Source organism: Candidatus Paceibacterota bacterium, from assembly GCA_040905715.1.
GTDB lineage: Bacteria > Patescibacteriota > Minisyncoccia > Phycocordibacterales > CSBR16-193 > JBBDHZ01.
Map to the genome: position 1 here is coordinate 134,886 of JBBDRA010000003.1, position 18,281 is coordinate 153,166.

Below are 18,281 nucleotides of genomic sequence, written 5' to 3' on the forward strand. Positions count from 1 at the left end.
TTTCTCCAGATACACAAAAACCGCCTCGCGGCGGCTTGTTTTGGTGCCTGGGGGCGGACAGAACATCTTGGAAACCCACGGTTTTCCAACACTCCCTCCGGTCGCTGCCTTCCTCCACGGGGAGAAATACTTCTCCCCGACCCCCTCTTGGTTCGAGTCCGTCTACCACATAAAACAATACAGCACTAGTTAGTAACTAGCGCTGTATTGTTCTTGTGCCTGGGGGCGGACTCGAACCGCCGACCCTTCGCTCTTCAGGCGAATGCTCTAGCCAACTGAGCTACCCAGGCAAATGAAAAGTGTTGCGCAAGAGCCTGTATGCTGACAAATGAGTGTAAAAAGTAAAGTTTTACTTTTCTTTTTACACTCATGAAGTCAGCGAGCTTTGCTCGTCTGCCGTTAGGCAGACAGGCTCCTGCATTATCTTTGAGTGCCGCCTGGGCAAGCTTTGCTTTCCCAGGCATTCGGCACCAACTCTGCTCGCTCTCGCATGATTGGCGAGCGCAGTCTGGGCAAGGTATTCCCTTACCCAGTTTTTCAAATACTTACTCCTCCACCACTTCCGTCTCGCCGCCTCCAAAATACCCCTGAGCATTTTCGATGGTCCCCTTGAAGCCGTTGTAGAAATCTCCAAGCTGTTCTATGTATGGCTGAATGAAGTAAAATGCTCCAACGGCTATACCGATAAGGAGCACCCAATAGATGAACGTAAATATACGTCCCCATTGCATGGCGCGGTAAAGCTTGTCTACTCGGGAATGATTATGTTCAACGAGCTCAAGGATCCGTTCCAGTTTCCGACGTTCATCAGGTTCCATACGATGTATACTATACCACAGAGAAGTTAGAATCAAAGTGCGCTATTGCTTCTTTATCCAGTTTTTACACGAACCTTAGCTTCGCGATTTTTGTTTATTTTAGGGAGCTTGATCTCTAAGATGCCGTATCGCTCTGTAGCCTCTGCTTCTTCTACCTCTATTTCTTGCGGCAGGGTAATAGTGCGAGAGAATAATCCCCAGTACAATTCTTGATAATAGTACCTATCATCCGGGACTGATTCATTCATGAGTCTGCGTCCACGGATAGTGACCATTTCACGTGTGATCGTTACGTCAAGGTCGTCCGGAGAAACTCCGGCAACGATTGTTTTAATAATGATCGCGTCACCGCTCTCGTACAGGTCGACCGTGAGGTGCCCTTCCTCTTCTTCTTGTGTTTCTTGCGTCCAGTACGTGTCTTGGTCGGGCTGATTCATTTCTTGTGTGAATCCTTGCGGCTCGACGGGCTGGTCAACTTCGATATCGTCATCATCAAAACGCACTGCCCCGGTTAGTCGTTCAAATAGTGATTGTTTACGTCGTGGCATTGTGTTTTCTAGTTAGAGCCTTAATCTTTTCAAAGAAAAGGAGCAAGATGATAATAGCGCCCCAAACAAGCGCGAAGGCAGCGAATAATAGTTCAGGTGTCTCCTTATGTATACTGTCAATTATAAGGTAGTTAAAAGCTGTATGCAATATGATTGCTATACACAAGCCAACACTTACGTAGATGATTCGCAATATTATTCCTTTATAGTAAGCGAACGCAAGAGCAATACCGACTGTTGCTGAAGCAAGGAGATGGAGAAGCGTGGCACCGATGAAGCGCGTATTGCCTGAAACAAGTCCCTGGGTAAGATTGCCGTCCAGAAGCGGAGTAAGGAGGTAAAAAACATTTTCGAGAGCCGCGAATCCAAGGGCTGCTGTTATCAGATATATTGGTGCGTCAATCGGTTCATCAAAAGATCTTGTATTAATGCCGGCTATGTATGATGCGGCAAATTTAACAACTTCTTCTATCGCTGATACTAAGAATAGGGCTGCTGTAAATGTGACAGTGAAATATTTATCTTGAATGAGCTGAAGCTCTAAGGCAACGATAGCAGCTAGCATTCCGGTAGCAAACGTAATGATAAGCTGCCAGGTCGGTTCCGGGTGCTCTTGGTCTTCTCTAAGCCAAAACCACAGCCAAAAAAGAGCTGGGAGGATACCGCCGGCGATCGCTAATAAAAGAACAGTGGTTTCGGTCATATAACGTTATAGCTATTGAGAAGGTGTCTTCGGCCACTGATGGACCATAAGAATGTCATCGGTGCTTGTGGTCGGAAGTAATGACCAGATCTTTTCAGTTATAAAGGGCATAAAAGGATGGAGTGCAATAATGCTTTGAGTCAAAATATAGTACAGCATCCATTCTGCAGACGCTCGAGTAGCGTCGTCGCTCCCATTTATAGCTTCTTTCTTCTCTTCTATAATAACATCAGCAAATGTATGCCAGAAGTAGTCATAAAGTTTTTCTGAGGCAATATGGAGGTGGTATTGGTCGATCTCCTTTGTGGTCGTTTCAAAAAACTCCCGAAACTCATTTATGCGTTCCTGATCATCTTGCGTGAGTGTGGGTTCTTCTTTTGTTATGTTCTCAGTTGATACATTGCTCAAAACAAAACGAGATGCATTCCATATCTTATTGGCGAAGTGCTTGTAAGCCTTGATCTTGTTCTCAGAGAGCGAAAGATCCGTGCCGGGTGTGTTGCCGACAATGAGAGCCATCCGCAGTGCATCGGTCCCGAATTTTTCTATCTCTTCGAGTGGGTCGATCGCGTTGCCTTTTGATTTACTCATCTTCTCTCCCTTTGCGTCCCGTACCATGCCATGCAGGTATACTTTCTCAAACGGAATTTCTCCAAGGTGGTAGGTGCTCATTAAGACCATGCGTGAAACCCAGAACGGAAGAATGTCGTGCCCGGTCTCGAGCATGCTTGTAGGGTGGTACGTCTCCATATCAGTAGTTTTCTCCGGCCAGCCAAGAGTTGAAAAGGTCCAAAGACCTGAAGAGAACCAGGTATCAAGTGTGTCCGGGTCCTGCTCCCACCCGTCGCCATCAGGTGCTTCTGTTCCTACATAGATCTCTTGCCCGTCAGCCTTCGGCTGATCGGCCGGAGGCCGATACCACACAGGTATTCTGTGACCGTACCAGATCTGCCTGCTAATACACCAATCGCGCAAGTTGTTTACCCAGTTAAGGTAGTTTTTAGTAAATCGATCGGGGATGAATTGTATGTCGCCGCCTTCGATCGCGGCTCGCATTAAGGTTTTTAAGGTTACTGTCGCCCCATTCTCAATTCCGGTTATTTTTGACTGGGGAAGAGTAAATTCTTTGTTAACATCGATAAACCACTGCAACTTCGGTAAAGGCTCGATAATCCCGCCGCTTCTTTGAGCAGTTGAAATGTTCTGCTCGATCACGTCCTCTTTTTCGAGAAGACCATTTTCTCGTAACCACTTTGCTATCTCCTCACGGGCTTCGCGTGTCTTCTTTCCGTTCAGGAGGTCGTTATCCACTGTCATGCGTGCGCGTTCATCGATAACCTGGATCATGGGCAGATCGTGTCGTTCAGCTATCTCTGCGTCGGTCATGCTGTGCGCAGGAGTTACTCCAACAGCACCTGTGCCATATTCAGGATCTATTTCGTTATCGGCAACGATGAGCAGACTGAGGTTAACACCGCAGAATGTTACATCGAACTTCTTTCCGATGTACTGCTTGTATCGTTTGTCCTCCGGGTGAACTGCCACAGCTGTGTCGCCAACCTTTGTCTCCAGACGGGTTGTGGCTACAGGAATGGGGAAGTCAGCGCTGTAACGAAATGTGTACAGCGTTGCGGTGCCTTCCTCGTGCTCGACTTCTTCATCCGAAACGGTTGTCCGTCCTTTGGGATCCCAGTTCACAATACGATGACCACGGTAGATAAGTCCGTCATCGTACATTTTTTTAAAAGCGGTATATACTGCTTTTTGTCTTGGCTCGTCGAGTGTGAATGCCTCCCGCTTCCAATCAACTGACGCCCCCATCCTCCTAATCTGATTTTGAATCGTTGACTGGCTTTCTGAGGCAAATTGATGGACCTCCTTAAGGAATGCTTCGCGACCGAGATCCTGTTTTTTAATACCTTTCTTGTCGAGCAGTTTCTCTACTTTCGATTGGGTTGCAATGGCGGCATGGTCCGTGCCTGGGATCCAGAGAGTTCGATATCCACGCATGCGTTTGTAACGAACCATGATGTCCTCTATCGTGATGGTCAGAGCGTGTCCGTCATGCAATACACCGGTTACGTTCGGTGGCGGGAGAACAATAGAAAAACGTGGGGCATCCGCAGGAATGACACCTTTTTCTATTTGGTCTTCAGGATGAAAACATCCCGACTCTAGCCAGTGGTCATAGATATTTTCTTCAACACTGCCCGGATCGTACGGGGAAAGAAGTTCATTCGGGATATTTTGTTCCATAAAATCTGGCGCATTTGTATACTATTGATAGTAGCATATAAAAATGGGCGTTTACAGTGAGCTCTTTTTGGAAAGAGCAAGTCTTTTTAAGAGACAAAACGATATAATGTCTTTTAAAAATAACGCTTAACCTAGCTGTCCTATTTGGATATATAATGTCCTTTATATAAAAACACGATTATATAAAGGACACTTTCTAAGTATTATAGCTAATTAGAGCCATATTTTGTTTTTTGTAAGGAGTAACACAGCCTTACCACATAATAGATTGTTGATATTGACAAGAGCTAGAGAAGGGGCGTAGTATACATTTGAATATGATCTTTCTCTCAAATTCTATTCCTTCCGCTTAAATAGACCTTCTGTTTATTTAACCGGTTGGCACTAAATGAAATGACATAGATGAAGTGAGTTTCTTTAAGGGCTCTTGTTGTTGTGTGATCGATCAGATCCACTCTTCTTAATTTATTGTTATTGATTGAAGTGTAATTAAAAATCTCCCTAGTTGTCTTAACAGTAGTACGATATGAATTATTACCAACCGATGATGTGCACATATACGAAACGATTACTCTCCGTATGGGTAATTGCCTTCTTTGTGTTTGCTTTTGGTGGCGTTGTGTCAGGTGATGCAACCATTGTGTTTGCGGATAGCGCGACGACATCTGAGCAAACACAGGAGCAAGAGGATGGCGAACAGAGTCAGTCTCAGACTCTTGGTGACATGGAGCAGAGTCAGGACCAGTCATTCTTTAATAATACTAATGATGACAGTGATGATAGTGAAGAGGAGGATAATAAAAATGAACAAGACGACAATAACAAGGACAAGGAAGAAGAGGGTGATGATCAATCTCAAACTCAAACACAAGATCAAACATTAGACTCCACTTCAACCTCAACTTCAACACAAGACCAGTCTCAAGAGCAGGATGATGAGGGACAGTCTCAGTTTCAGTCACAAGATGTGAAAGAAAAGGCTCAGTGTGATAACCCAACCCCAAACGATGATCTGAGCGGTTCTATCGGACAAAATGGCGAGGCAACGGTTACGAACGATTCAGACGTATGTGAATACGAGGTAGGACTTGCGTCATACAAAAAGTTCGACAATATCATCGACAACCAGGAGATATTTGATTTTGCAACAACAACAATAGGAACAAGCACAACGATCGATCTTTCAATTGATGTGCCGCAGTGTGCATATCAGATCGATCTGTTCCACGGAGACGTGCTCATGTCTCTCGATGGACAGCGATATACAGATCGACTTCTTGATGCTGACCACCCAAACAATGCTGCCGGGTTCTGTGAAGTTCCAGAAGATCCTATCCACCCGACAGCTACTATCTCTGCTGATCCGGATGAAGTAGAAGAAGGCGACTCGACCGAGATCACGTGGGGTTCTGAGGATGCAGTTTCGTGTGAAAGTGATGATTTTGACACGGACAACGCAACATCAGGAACGATTACAGTAGACAATATTGTGAACGATACTACGTTTGAAGTGACCTGTGAGTCAGAAACCGGACACACGGCTTCTGACAGCGTGACTGTTGTAGTAACTCAGAAGGAGGAGTCGCAGCAATGTGAAAACCCTGATCCAAATGGTGACCTGAGCGGCTCTATCGGAAAAGATGGCGAGGCAACGGTTACGAACGATTCAGACGTATGTGAATACGAGGTAGGACTTGCGTCATACAAAAAGTTCGACAATATCATCGACAACCAGGAGATATTTGATTTTGCAACAACAACAATAGGAACAAGCACAACGATCGATCTTTCAATTGATGTGCCGCAGTGTGCATATCAGATCGATCTGTTCCACGGAGACGTGCTCATGTCTCTCGATGGACAGCGATATACAGATCGACTTCTTGATGCTGACCACCCAAACAATGCTGCCGGGTTCTGTGAAGTTCCAGAAGATCCTATCCACCCGACAGCTACTATCTCTGCTGATCCGGATGAAGTAGAAGAAGGCGACTCGACCGAGATCACGTGGGGTTCTGAGGATGCAGTTTCGTGTGAAAGTGATGATTTTGACACGGACAACGCAACATCAGGAACGATTACAGTAGACAATATTGTGAACGATACTACGTTTGAAGTGACCTGTGAGTCAGAAACCGGACACACTGATTCAGATAGTGTAACGGTTACTGTTATCGACGATGAGATCGAATGGTGTTCGTTTGAAGGTAAGGTCATTGACCACACGGATCACAGCGATGCTAAAACTCACAATGGTAGTGCTGTAAATTCAGATCGACGTGATGTTGACGGGGTTGAGAACGGACCGGCCTCAAACGTAAATACAGCCGGACAAGAGAAAAACTACTCGACTGACGACTTCTTCTCGTTAGGTGTTAATGGTTATCTTGTGTACGAATTCACAGACTCTGTGGTATTTGACCAAGCAGGAGCTGACATTGCTATCTACGAGATCACCGGTGGAGACGAAGATGAACAAACAGAGGAGAAGATAGAAGTATTGGTAAGTACCGATAACGTTACATATGAATCGCTCGGAATGTATACCGGTGACGCGTATGTAGATATCGATTCTGCAGACCTACCGTTTGTAAAATACATTAAGCTTGTGGACCACACTCCGCACAACGTTCACGGTGGAGGCGGAGATGGCTACGATGTAGACGCGATTATTATTTTGAATGGAAGTTGCGGAGATGCTGTGCTTCCATCAGTAGATCTCAAAGCTAACGGACAAAACGGACCGATCACCATCGACGAAGGATCAACCACAACCCTCTCATGGGATGTAGAGGACGCAGATAGCTGTGTTGCCGGAGGCGACTGGAGCGGTTCAAAGACTGCAACGTCAAGCTCAGAGAACCTTGGCGAGTTGAGCGTCGGCAACTACTCATTCGACCTCACTTGTGCAAACGAACACGGCACCTCAAGTGATAGTGTTGATGTGACTGTCGAGGAGGATACGAATGGTGGCGACGATGATAAAGAAATGACGATCGTTGCTTCTAAGATCGTTTGTGAAGATGAATCCGATCTGCCTAACTGGCACAGTGGTTCAAGTATTGATGCTGATACAGCGCAAACATTTGTCGACAACAATCCATCATGTGAATTTGCTGACGACTGGTCATTCCAATGGGGATATGAGGGAGTTAATGAGCTTCCAGGTGATCACATTGGAGAAGCTGATGGCTCAGCCGGTGTAGGTACTGATACTGGATCAGGGTCTGATGACTGGAAAACGTTCGGCCCTACCAACGCTAGCGGAACAGCTACGGTTGAGATAGAAGATACAAAAGATTCTTCACGTATCTGGGTTCGCGAAGTACTGAAGGATGGATTTGTGTCCTTTAGTGACGCAAACTCACAGTCAGGCAATGTATCCGCTGAGATGTGGTGCCACAATGATGTTCTCAATTACGATAACTACGACTTTATTTCCAACCCACAGCTGGATAAAACATATTACTGTGTTTCAATCAACGCACTGATTGACACTGCAACAACGACGCTTCCATCAGTAGATCTCAAAGCTAACGGACAAAACGGACCGATCACCATCGACGAAGGATCAACCACAACCCTCTCATGGGATGTAGAGGACGCAGATAGCTGTGTTGCCGGAGGCGACTGGAGCGGTTCAAAGACTGCAACGTCAAGCTCAGAGAACCTTGGCGAGTTGAGCGTCGGCAACTACTCATTCGACCTCACTTGTGCAAACGAACACGGCACCTCAAGTGATAGTGTTGATGTGAAGGTTAAGAAAGACGGAAACGGTGGTGGAGGCGACAACAAACCTGACGTTGACCTCAAAGCAAATGGCTCTAACGGACCGATCACTATCGATGAAGGATCGACAACAACATTGTCATGGACACTCGATCATGACCCGGAGACCTGTGTAGCTGGCGGTGACTGGAGTGGTTCAAAGGCTACAAGCTCTGACTCGGAATCACTTGGCCTGCTTAGTGTTGGTGACTACACGTTTGATCTCACGTGTGCAAACGAACACGGCACCTCAACCGATAGCGTTGATGTGACTGTCGAGGAGGACAACAACGGCGGTGGAGGGAACAAAGCTCCGACCGTTGACCTCAAGGCAAATGGCAGCAACTCTCTTACTGTAGATGAGGACACCGAAATAACTCTTGATTGGAGTATTGGCAACAACCCGGAGACATGTGTCGCCGGAGGCGATTGGAGTGGCTCTAAGGCTACAAGTTCTGATTCAGAACTTCTTGGTGAACTCAGTGAGGGAAATTACAGTTACACGCTAACGTGTGCAAACGAACACGGCACCTCAAGTGACAGTGTTAATGTGACTGTTGAGGATGACAACAACGGTGGTGGAGGTGGTACCGGTGGAGGCAGTATAGTTACCGGCGGATGGATCGGCAATGGTATCGAACCTGACAGGAGACCGGAAGGTGAAGTGCTTGGTATTCAGTCATGTTCATACCTTGAAGACTTCTTGCACATTGACTGGAACAACGACCCTGTTGAAGTTGCTAAGCTTCAGTACTTCCTCAGAGAGTTTGAAGGCTACAATATCGATGTGACCACGGTCTTTGACCAGCACACCTATAACACAGTAGTTGATTTCCAGGAGCGATACTTCGACGAAGTACTTGCTCCGTGGGATCACACAGGGGGTACCGGCTTCGTTTACATCACTACTAAAACGAGGATCAACGAGATCGTTTGTCAGGAGGAGATCAACTTCACCGATGCGGAGCGCGAAGAGATGAGAGAGTTCCGTTCCTACCTTGCTTCTATAGGGGGTGATTGGAGAGGTGGTCAAGGTGGTTTTGGAGCGGTTAGCGACACCAATGGTAGTGTTGCCGGAGTGAATGGTGTTGGTGGCGATAGCCCTGCTGCAGATGATCAGGATGATAATGCAGATGAAACAGGAACAACCTCAACCAGTAGTGGAGCAACGGACACCACGAACGGCTATCTAAGTACGGTGGCTGATGTGTTAGGTACAGGTACAGGCACCATGGCCTCCTTCGCCGCTTCAGCTCTTAACTTCCCAAACACTACTGCTGAAGCTGCGCAGTGCTTGGTTAATCTTCTTTTGGTCCTTGCTATCATATTCTTGATAGGTACGATCATTGTGAACGCCCAAGAAACAGAGCACCTTTCAAAGAACACGCTGTGGGCTCGGCGCATCATGATCTATATTCTTGGAACCATTGTTGCCGGAGGTATTGCTTACTTTACAGCGCTATTCTGTCTCATTGTTCCATTGCTCGTTGTTCTTATTATTCTTGCGGTCTCACTCTTGCTTGTGGTCAACAAGGATAATGGAGAAATTGAAAACGACGCAGTGTCTAATGGTGACCATGGATCTTCGTCCGGTAATGGAGAAAAGAAAGGTCTTCGTGATTCAGTTCGATTTCACGAGGGGCATTCACATTCTCACTAGAAAAAGTCTTTATACTAATGAAAAGAAAAACACCGGTTTTTGCACCGGTGTTTTTCTTTTTGTGTAGTAGCACCTAGTCTTTTTTAATTCGCTTTTCTTCAAGAGAAAGGTTGCCAATAGCTTGGATCTGGCTAGGGTCTTGAAGTATAAGTGAAGGGTCGTATTGTGAGCGAATCCATCCAGCTAGGGCGATCATGAGCGCGTTGTCGCCGGTGAGTGCACGTGAGGCAATATGTGCCTCTGGAAGGCCACTATGAGCCTTAAATGAGCTTATAAGGCGTGTATTAGCGGCTACTCCTCCGGCAATAAGGATAGAGGATGCTCCATACGCATCACATGCACGCTCTGTTTTGGTCAGGAGGGTTTCAACGACTGCATCTTCAAATTCTCGAGATATACCCTGCTTTTGTTTATCAGTAAGTTCAGCAGTCGACTCGGCGATCTTTATGTTTTCTATGCCGTTGCGTACGGCTGTTTTTATTCCGGAAAAAGAGAAATTAAGATCGCCGGAGTTAAGCATTGGCCGAGGAAGAGCGAAGGGCGATGCGGTATCATCTTCACGTGCTTGTGTTGCCAGTTTTGATATTTCCGGACCTCCCGGATAGGGAAGCCCTAGCAAGCGCGCCACCTTGTCGAATGCTTCTCCCGCAGCGTCGTCTACCGTCTGGCCAATGATCGAGTAGTCGCCCCAGGCTTTGATGAATACAAGCTCAGTGTGACCACCTGATACAAGAAGCGCGAGAGCGGGAAATTCTATTTTGCGTAATGGCTGCGCGGTGGCGCTTGCGGGGTCTTCTATAAGAAGGGAGGATATATGCCCTTCCATGTGGTTGACCGGTATTACCGGTACCTGCCAAGCGGCGCTGAGTGACTTGGCAAGATTGATACCAACCCAAAGCGTTGGTTCCAGGCCGGGGCCGTGTGTGACAGCGACAGCATCGATGTTTGGCTTGGGAGTTTTGGATAGGAAGGCGAGAAGAGCTTCGGCGAGTCCGGTCTCTCGAGCAAGTAGTTCGGTTATCTGGTTTTGTACCGTTTGTGATATATCGGGGACAGATGTGCCGAGAGCGGTTTTTTCAAGTGTCTTTTTTATAAGAGGAACAGCGTTTTGTGCATGCTCACGCTTTGCCAGGGAAGGAAAGACGCCGCCGTACTCTCGGTGAATGTCAATCTGGGAGAGTATCTCGTGGGCGTGTATTGTGACCGATGAACCGTCGATGTCGATTAATGCAAAGGAGGTTTCATCACAGCTTGTTTCGATCGAGAGAAGCTTCATAGGTAATTATCTATAACTTTGTTGCAATAGCGGTTGAACAGATGTTTCAGCCTCCTTTGTATATGAATGTTGCCACACCTTACATGGCAAACCCCTTTATAGTAAGAATAAGTTTTCGATCCTTTTGTTCTAAGATCTTTGGATACAGTGGTAAAATTTTTCAGAGGTAACTTGAGCTGTTGTGACCAATAGTGTTTGATCGTATCAGGGTCTTGGTCTGCCCGAATATTAAGTTCACAACGTATTTGACTATCTTCGATTCTGTAAAGTTTTCTCAGGCTGGCTATGAAAAACTTTAGCACAAAGGGATCTGAATTTCCGAGTGCCGTTTCCCCATTTCTTTTTGAACCTTCACCTAAATAGAGAAGAGCAAGAGAAAGTTCTAAAAAAGTTTCTTGCGTCGTATCTATTTTTTCGAACACCTCTTCTGCTTCCTTTTGGGCGTGGGCGATTCTTTTCTCCTTTTCGTTCTTATGCCATTGCGTAGCCTTTTTTCGAGCTTCAACAAGACCTCTTTCCCATCTTTTGCGTAACTGGTCTTGGTGTTTTTTAGAAATCTTTATATCTTTGAACCATCCACTAAGAGTGGAACGGGGTATACCAAGCTTGACTTCGATATCTCGTATAGAATTTCCCGATTGGCGCAGAAGCAAAGCTTTTTCTTTTTTATGGAACCACTTAGACTGCATGTATACAGTATATCATCTATGGTTCCAATACTTGATGTGGAAAAGAAATGTGGGCGTGATAGGAGTTGAACCTATGACCTCCTGCGTGTCGAGCAGACGCTCTAACCAACTGAGCTACACGCCCGCGTGTGACCCCACGGGGAATCGAACCCCGATTTTAAGCTTGAAAAGCTCACGTCCTAACCGTTAGACGATGGGGTCAGAACGAAATTATCCTATCATTTTTTTGCGATAAATGCCAAAATTTGCTACTTTTGATACACCAATTTGGAGGGGTCGGATAATGGCTATTCCACCGCTTTCGAAAAGCGGCGCCTTCACGGGCTTGCGGGTTCGAGTCCCGCCCTCTCCGCAGTAAAAATTTAGTATCGGAAGACCCGAATACCCTTATTTTTAGGGATTTCTAGAAACCGATGAAAGTGCAAAAAGTTCGAACCTTTGTGGGGCAGTAGTCACGTGATATAGACAGTGTCTCCTGAAATAACCATATTTTGCAATGCATATTTAGAACGAGTCATGGGTTCGAACTTTTGTGATTTTTGCTAAAAACAATAAAGTTCTATTTCAAGCCATATTTTCAGTTCGAATCTTAGAGACTTTTTTTCCGACATTGATTCCTCGCTCGATTGACTAAGGGTATATTTTCAATAGAATTAAAATAATGTTGCTAGACGCTTATAAAAAAATGTTCCTTATTCGAATTGCAGAGGAACAATTGGCTGATTATTATCTTAAAAATAAGATAATGAGCCTCGTTCATTTTTATGTTGGGCAGGAAGCGATAGCGGTCGGGGTATGTGATGCTTTACATAAAAATGATCGTGTTATGGGTAATCATCGATCCCATGGACACTATTTGGCTAAAGGGGGCGATCTTAAAAAAATGGTATGTGAATTGTTCGGAAAGGAATGTGGTTCGTCACATGGTAAAGGTGGCTCAATGCACATGATTGATACTTCAGTTAATTTCATTGGATCAACACCAATTCTATCTAGCGCTGTACCGCTTTCATGCGGTAGTGCGCTTGAACAAAAATATCACAAAAGCGACATGATAACAGTCGTGTTTTTGGGTGACGGCGCATTTGAAGAAGGAGGTGTATATGAATCTTTGAATTTGTCCACGCTTTTTAAATTACCACTACTTATCGTTCTTGAGAATAATCTCCGGTCTATTGACACACGTCTTTGGGAACGTCGATCTTCCGCACACGATACTAAAAAGATCGTTACTGGATTTGGAGTGCAATATGTAAAAGCTGATGGGAATGATTATTTAGATGTAGTAGGAAAAGTTAGAAAGCTTATTCCTGAAGTGCGCGAAGGAAAACCTGCTCTTATTGAGTGTATGACTTATCGTCATATGGCACACAGCGGACCAACTTTTGAGGAAGAAACCCGCGAGGAGGATACTATAGAACAACGAAAGGAAAACGATTCAGTATTGAAGATTAGACAAAAAATACTCGATTCAGGAATCACGGAGGAAGAGGTTATTGCCGTGGAGAATAATATTAAAAAAACTGTTACCAATGCCATCGTGTTTGCTAAGAGGGCACCTTTTCCGAAGAAAGAAAGCTTATACACCGATCTTTATGTCTAATAGAATTATCACATACACTGAAGCAATTAAAGAAGCCACAGACCAAATAATGGATGTGGATCATAATGTTGTTGTTATGGGACTCGAAGTTTCATATAAAAATGGTGCAGACGGAACAACGGCCGGACTTAAGAAAAAATATCCTCACCGCATAATTGAAACACCTCAATCAGAAAATGCAGTAACAGGAATGGCAGTTGGCGCTGCTATAACAGGCCTTCATCCTATTGTGCATCATGGCCGAGTTGAGTTCGCGCTCTTTGCTGCTGATCAAATATTTACACAGGCTGCGAAGTGGAATTATATGTTTGGCGGTGGACATCCTGTTCCAGTTGTGTTTAGGATAAACATCGGTCGTCAGTGGGGTCAGGGTCCTCAGCATACACAAGCTCTCTATTCACTCTTTGGTAACGCGCTTGGTATTAAAGTCGTTATTCCTTCTACGCCATCTATGGCAAAGGGTCTACTTATCTCGGCGGTTCGTGATAAAAATCCTGTAGTTATATTGGAGCCACGTTGGCTTTTTTCTTTGAAACAAAACGTGTCAATTGAATCATATGATAAACCGCTGGATAAAGCTGTTGTGGTGAATGAGGGAGCGGATGTTACAATTGTTGCTTATGGGGATGGTTTAATCGCGGCACATGAAGCTTTAGAACTGATTGGTGATGATGTCGGCGTGGATCTTATAGATCTTGTTTCTATAAATCCGATTGATTATGAAACCGTCTATAAATCAGTAAAAAAAACAGGTCGAATTATCACAATTGATACTACAAATCACGCCTTTAGTGTTGGCTCAGATATAATTTCTAATGTTGCGCAACAGAAGTTGCTACATTTGAAGAATATTCCAATTTCAATTTCTTGCCCCGATGTTCCGGTTCCGACATCAACAATACTGACTGAATCTTATTACCCAACCAAAGTGGACATTGCTAATACTGTGTTACGTCAATTGGGTAAACCTACCATTAAGCACGATCTAACTTTTGAAGAAATTCACACTTCTCCTAATTACATTATTAAATAAATTGAACAAAAGATATTTATAAATAACATAAAATAAAAATTGATTTCATCCACTCGGACTTATCTATCTTCGATGTTTTGTGGTTTATATAGCTATTAATTACAAATCTATCAAAAGCGATAGGGGTGCTTAGAGATTACATTTTACTATAGACTTAGGTAATGTTTTATGGTACTATAATATGGAAAATATGGAAAATAATAAACAAAAGTTTATAAGAGATAAAAACCTCCCTAAATCTATACGATCTGTAGTCCGCATGTATCCATCTAATCAGATCAACAGATTGTTCTATGGCGGACTACCTCACTTGGGTAATACACTTTTGAACTCTTGGAAATCTGTTGAAATACAAGAAGCCGCCAAAGTGTACGATGAGTATAGTCTATCCACAAACCTTCTCATTAGAGGCTTCAAGGAGCCTACGGTAGATAAAGTAAGATTAGGTGTCGGCAGTCCTGCACGTTTTAAGCCTTTTGATAGGTGTCTTGCGGGTATTAAAAATGCCTTGAAAGATAGAATTCTTTCTGACTATCAATTAGCTGCGGGATATAGTGAGGATAAAAAACCAGTCATGAGATACTTAAAAGTTTCTCATGACTTAGAAACAAATGAGAATAATATTATTTTTACACATTCAAGTACACAGGCATTTACTCTTGTAATGGAAGCCATACTAGATTATGGAGATGTTGTTATTATGACAGCTCCTAATTATGGTCTTTTTTCTTTTATCCCAGAAAGAGTTGGGGGTAAAGTCAGGCTTTTACCTCTTACGAGCACTGACAATTGGAAGATAAACCCTCAAGATCTAAAAAAACTCATTTCTAATACTAATGATGAACTTAAACAAGATTATGATGTGAATCGTGAAAAATATGTTTTAAGACGTTCTGATATAGCACCAAAAGTTTCTGCTTTTCTCAATTTAAATCCACATAACCCAACAGGGGTCGTTTATAGTAAAAAAGATGAGTCATTATTATTAGAAATTTCTAATATTTGCAAGGCCGCTGGTGTATTTATTATAGATGATTTAGCTTATTCTGGTTTAGAATTTGATAGAAGTTCTACTGCATTACCCATGAATAGTTTAAAAGATCACTTTGAGAATACAATATCATTGTACTCTCTTTCTAAATCTTACGGGTTAGCTGGTTTAAGATCGGGTATGATCATTGCTAATGAGGTGATTATCTCTTTAATAAGAGATAAAATTTTTCAGAATCTAGATTCGTTGTCTTTACTGCAATCGGCAGCCATGAGTTCAACCTTCTTAATTGAGGATGATGCCACTACAGAAAAAGAGAAGTACTTTACTGATATTGCTAAGAAATATTATGAGAGATATGTTTTTGCAAAATCAATTATTATAGGAGCTGATAAAATTAAAAGGAAAGAGAGAATACTTCTTAAGAAAATAATTCGTAATAATAATCTTATTCTTGATATCGATAAATCTATGAGTGGTATCAAGGAGGTTAGTATAATACTTGATCCAGAATCAGGATTTTTTGTTCTTTTAGATTTTAGTAAATTGATTGGAAAATCTTATAAAGGATTTAAAATTACTGATGATACGACCTTGTTACAGTTTCTATACACCTCAGGCAATATTAAATTATTGACAGGCAAAGCATTTTGTTGGCCTAATCAAGACCAACTTGTTGCAAGAGTAACTATTGCATTTGATGACTACGAAGAATTACTGAAATCTTTCTTACGCCTCAAATCATCTATAGAATTATTAAAATGAAAATATATATTGTCTCATCAGAAAAGCACGCAGGAAAAATCCAAGAGGATGTTTATATGCGTGATGTTTACAGGAATAATGGTTTTTCTTGCGAAATTCGCATCTTAAAAGACATTGTAAAGATCTCAAAACCCTTTGATGTGGTAATTTTAAAAAGTATCTGGGGATATCACTTACATCATCGTGATTTTCTAAAGCAGATATTAATACTCAAGAAAAAAAATATTAAACTAATAAATGATTATGATTTTATTTTTTGGAATATTGACAAATATAAGTACTTAGAGGAATTAAAGGACGTAAATGTAATTCCAACCACACTACTTAATTTTAAAAATACAAAGAAAAAATCAGAGATTATAGATATAATATTACAAACAAATACAACATTAAATACGGATGTATTAGTTATTAAGCCTTGTATTTCAGAAAGTGGGTACTTAACACTTAAATACGATAAAGCAAAAGATAATAAAATTATTATTTCCTCACTACAAAAGAATAAACAACTTAATTTTATTGCACAACCATATAGATCCAGTGTCTTGTCTGGAGAGATTTCCGTAGTTGTAATCAATGGAGTTCCTTTATACGGTATAAAGAGATTTCCTGGAATTTTTTGCGAAAAATTAAATCCAGTCTATATAAAGTTTGATAGTTTACCAATTACTATAAAAAAAGAAGTGAACGTATTAGGATCGTTTTTCTTAGCCAAGTTTGGTAGTTATCCTAATATATGCAGAATTGATTTCTTGAAGTTTAATACTACTTATGAAGTTTTGGAGGTAGAATTGATAGATCCTGATTTATTCTTTAGGTACACACCAGACAGTTTGAGAGAAAAAGCAACTCTCATGATTAATAAATAATTTATAATTAACTATGTATAGAAAAGGAGTTTCAGCAATTATAGTCAACCAAGAGAATGAGTTTCTCTTGGTTAATTTAGAATCTTTTGAGGAGAAGTATTTTGCTATTCCGGGTGGTGGAGTTGAGCAGGAAGAAGAACTAAAAGATGCTGTGTATAGAGAAATAGAAGAAGAGTTGAATATAGAGAAAAAATCTCTTTTACTGATTGGAAAAAGTAATTTACCAGTAATGATTAAATTTAAAACCATTAAGTTTAATGATGGTGGTAAAGAATTTGATGGAATGGAAAGATATTTTTTCGGATTTAAATTTATTGGTGATGATAAGATAATAACCCCGAACCCCGGAGAGGTGCGAACTTACAAATGGGTTGCGTACGACAATTTGAAAGACTATCTTTTATTTGATAATCAATTAGAAGAAACAACAGAAAAAATACTTGAAATATTCAGCACGGAAATAACCCCTAACAAAGGATCATAAATATTATTATTTGACACCATAATCATATCGTGTTAATTTGTACATAGATTCATTATATGTTGTTCTGATTTTAAGATCTGTTCTTCACATCCAAAAACGGAGGTAAGTCATGAAAGAAGTATCGAAAAGTTACGAAGAAGTTAAGACGATGCAGGAGTCCTTTTGGGAAACCATCCACAGCAGAGGCGAGTGGTGGGATTTGTGTTTCGTTCCCAACCCACTCGCCACTGACCTTCAAGAAATTCTCCCAGCGAGATCAAAAATTTTGGAGGTCGGTTGCTCTTCAGGGAGAGATGCGAGGTACTTCGCATCTCATGGTCACTTCATTGTGGCTATGGATTTTTCAAAAAATGCCTTGAAGCGAATGATGGATCACGCAAGAAAACAAGGCATTGATGTACAAATAACACCTGTACACAAAAACGTGGCGGAAGGTCTCCCTGATTTTCAGGCGGATTCAATTGATTGTTTCTATTCTCGGTCATCTCTTCATGTTGATGATGACACTATGGTGCAGTTGGCTAAAAAGATTAGCCTCTACACAAAAAAGGGTGGTATTATTGCTATCGAAGGAAGAACTGAGAATGACACCCCGATATTGGAAAGTGAGGATATCGGTGATGGGTTGGCAATCAATTGGAAGCAGGGAGGGCACCTACGACGCATTTGGAGAAAAGACTTTTGTATACAACTTGCGAAAGATCTTTCCTGGGAGATTATAACTCTCGAGGATCGTCATGATGATCTAGGAAACGAAAAGAACCTCCTGCGTTTTGTTGCCAAAAAAGGCTCTGTGTAAAATACAGAGCCTTTTTTTA

The 18,281-nt window shown here is 42.5% G+C and carries 13 protein-coding genes and 4 tRNA genes; 8 read left to right on the top strand and 9 right to left on the bottom strand.

Annotated elements, in window-relative coordinates; translation table 11 throughout:
* Positions 1-216 precede the first annotated feature (216 nt).
* From WD312_01745 to WD312_01765, 5 genes are all read right to left on the bottom strand, one after another.
* A tRNA-Phe gene (locus WD312_01745) sits at positions 217-290 on the bottom strand.
* Between the two features lie 255 nt (positions 291-545).
* Positions 546-818, bottom strand: coding sequence for a hypothetical protein (locus tag WD312_01750; protein ID MEX2563820.1), 273 nt, complete (start codon positions 816-818; stop codon positions 546-548).
* A 53-nt stretch (positions 819-871) separates the two neighbouring features.
* Complete coding sequence (locus tag WD312_01755) at positions 872-1,366, bottom strand: Hsp20/alpha crystallin family protein (GenBank protein ID MEX2563821.1); 495 nt, start codon at positions 1,364-1,366, stop codon at positions 872-874.
* The gene (locus WD312_01760; GenBank protein ID MEX2563822.1) at positions 1,353-2,069 is read right to left on the bottom strand and encodes a PrsW family glutamic-type intramembrane protease; all 717 of its coding nucleotides are present in this window, start codon (positions 2,067-2,069) and stop codon (positions 1,353-1,355) included. Before WD312_01760 ends, WD312_01755 begins: the two co-directional genes overlap by 14 nt.
* A 12-nt stretch (positions 2,070-2,081) precedes the next feature.
* Positions 2,082-4,325: a valine--tRNA ligase gene (locus WD312_01765; protein ID MEX2563823.1), complete on the bottom strand. Its 2,244-nt coding sequence runs from the start codon at positions 4,323-4,325 to the stop codon at positions 2,082-2,084.
* 526 nt (positions 4,326-4,851) lie between these two features.
* Here WD312_01765 and WD312_01770 point away from each other — a divergent pair.
* A complete protein-coding gene (locus tag WD312_01770) occupies positions 4,852-9,753 on the top strand; it encodes a hypothetical protein (GenBank protein ID MEX2563824.1) in 4,902 nt (1,633 codons plus the stop codon).
* 73 nt (positions 9,754-9,826) lie between these two features.
* Here the strand turns inward: WD312_01770 and tsaD are convergent, their stop codons facing one another.
* From tsaD to WD312_01790, 4 genes are all read right to left on the bottom strand, one after another.
* Positions 9,827-11,029 carry a tRNA (adenosine(37)-N6)-threonylcarbamoyltransferase complex transferase subunit TsaD gene (gene tsaD / locus WD312_01775; GenBank protein MEX2563825.1) on the bottom strand — a complete coding sequence of 401 codons (1,203 nt, stop codon included), beginning with the start codon at positions 11,027-11,029 and terminating at the stop codon, positions 9,827-9,829.
* Entirely contained in the window at positions 11,026-11,718 is a 693-nt protein-coding gene (locus WD312_01780; protein ID MEX2563826.1) for a hypothetical protein, read from the bottom strand. Before WD312_01780 ends, tsaD begins: the two co-directional genes overlap by 4 nt.
* 50 nt (positions 11,719-11,768) lie before the next feature.
* Positions 11,769-11,842: transfer RNA gene (locus WD312_01785), tRNA-Val, on the bottom strand.
* Positions 11,843-11,847: 5 nt separating this feature from the next.
* A tRNA-Glu gene (locus WD312_01790) sits at positions 11,848-11,919 on the bottom strand.
* 68 nt (positions 11,920-11,987) lie between these two features.
* Between WD312_01790 and WD312_01795 the strand changes: the two genes are divergently transcribed.
* The 7 genes from WD312_01795 to WD312_01825 all read left to right on the top strand — a co-directional run bounded on the left by WD312_01795 (position 11,988) and on the right by WD312_01825 (position 18,262).
* A tRNA-Ser gene (locus WD312_01795) sits at positions 11,988-12,070 on the top strand.
* A 309-nt stretch (positions 12,071-12,379) separates the two neighbouring features.
* On the top strand, positions 12,380-13,321 hold the full coding sequence (locus tag WD312_01800; protein MEX2563827.1) for a thiamine pyrophosphate-dependent dehydrogenase E1 component subunit alpha: 942 nt from the start codon (positions 12,380-12,382) through the stop codon (positions 13,319-13,321).
* The gene (locus tag WD312_01805) at positions 13,314-14,354 is read left to right on the top strand and encodes a transketolase C-terminal domain-containing protein (protein MEX2563828.1); all 1,041 of its coding nucleotides are present in this window, start codon (positions 13,314-13,316) and stop codon (positions 14,352-14,354) included. The genes WD312_01800 and WD312_01805 overlap by 8 nt, the downstream gene beginning before the upstream one ends.
* 181 nt (positions 14,355-14,535) lie before the next feature.
* Positions 14,536-16,110, top strand: a complete 1,575-nt coding sequence (locus WD312_01810) for a pyridoxal phosphate-dependent aminotransferase (protein ID MEX2563829.1) — start codon at positions 14,536-14,538, stop codon at positions 16,108-16,110.
* Entirely contained in the window at positions 16,107-16,979 is an 873-nt protein-coding gene (locus WD312_01815; GenBank protein MEX2563830.1) for a hypothetical protein, read from the top strand. The genes WD312_01810 and WD312_01815 overlap by 4 nt, the downstream gene beginning before the upstream one ends.
* Positions 16,980-16,992: 13 nt before the next feature.
* On the top strand, positions 16,993-17,463 hold the full coding sequence (locus WD312_01820; protein ID MEX2563831.1) for an NUDIX domain-containing protein: 471 nt from the start codon (positions 16,993-16,995) through the stop codon (positions 17,461-17,463).
* Between the two features lie 148 nt (positions 17,464-17,611).
* Complete coding sequence (locus WD312_01825) at positions 17,612-18,262, top strand: class I SAM-dependent methyltransferase (protein MEX2563832.1); 651 nt, start codon at positions 17,612-17,614, stop codon at positions 18,260-18,262.
* Positions 18,263-18,281: the final 19 nt, after the last annotated feature.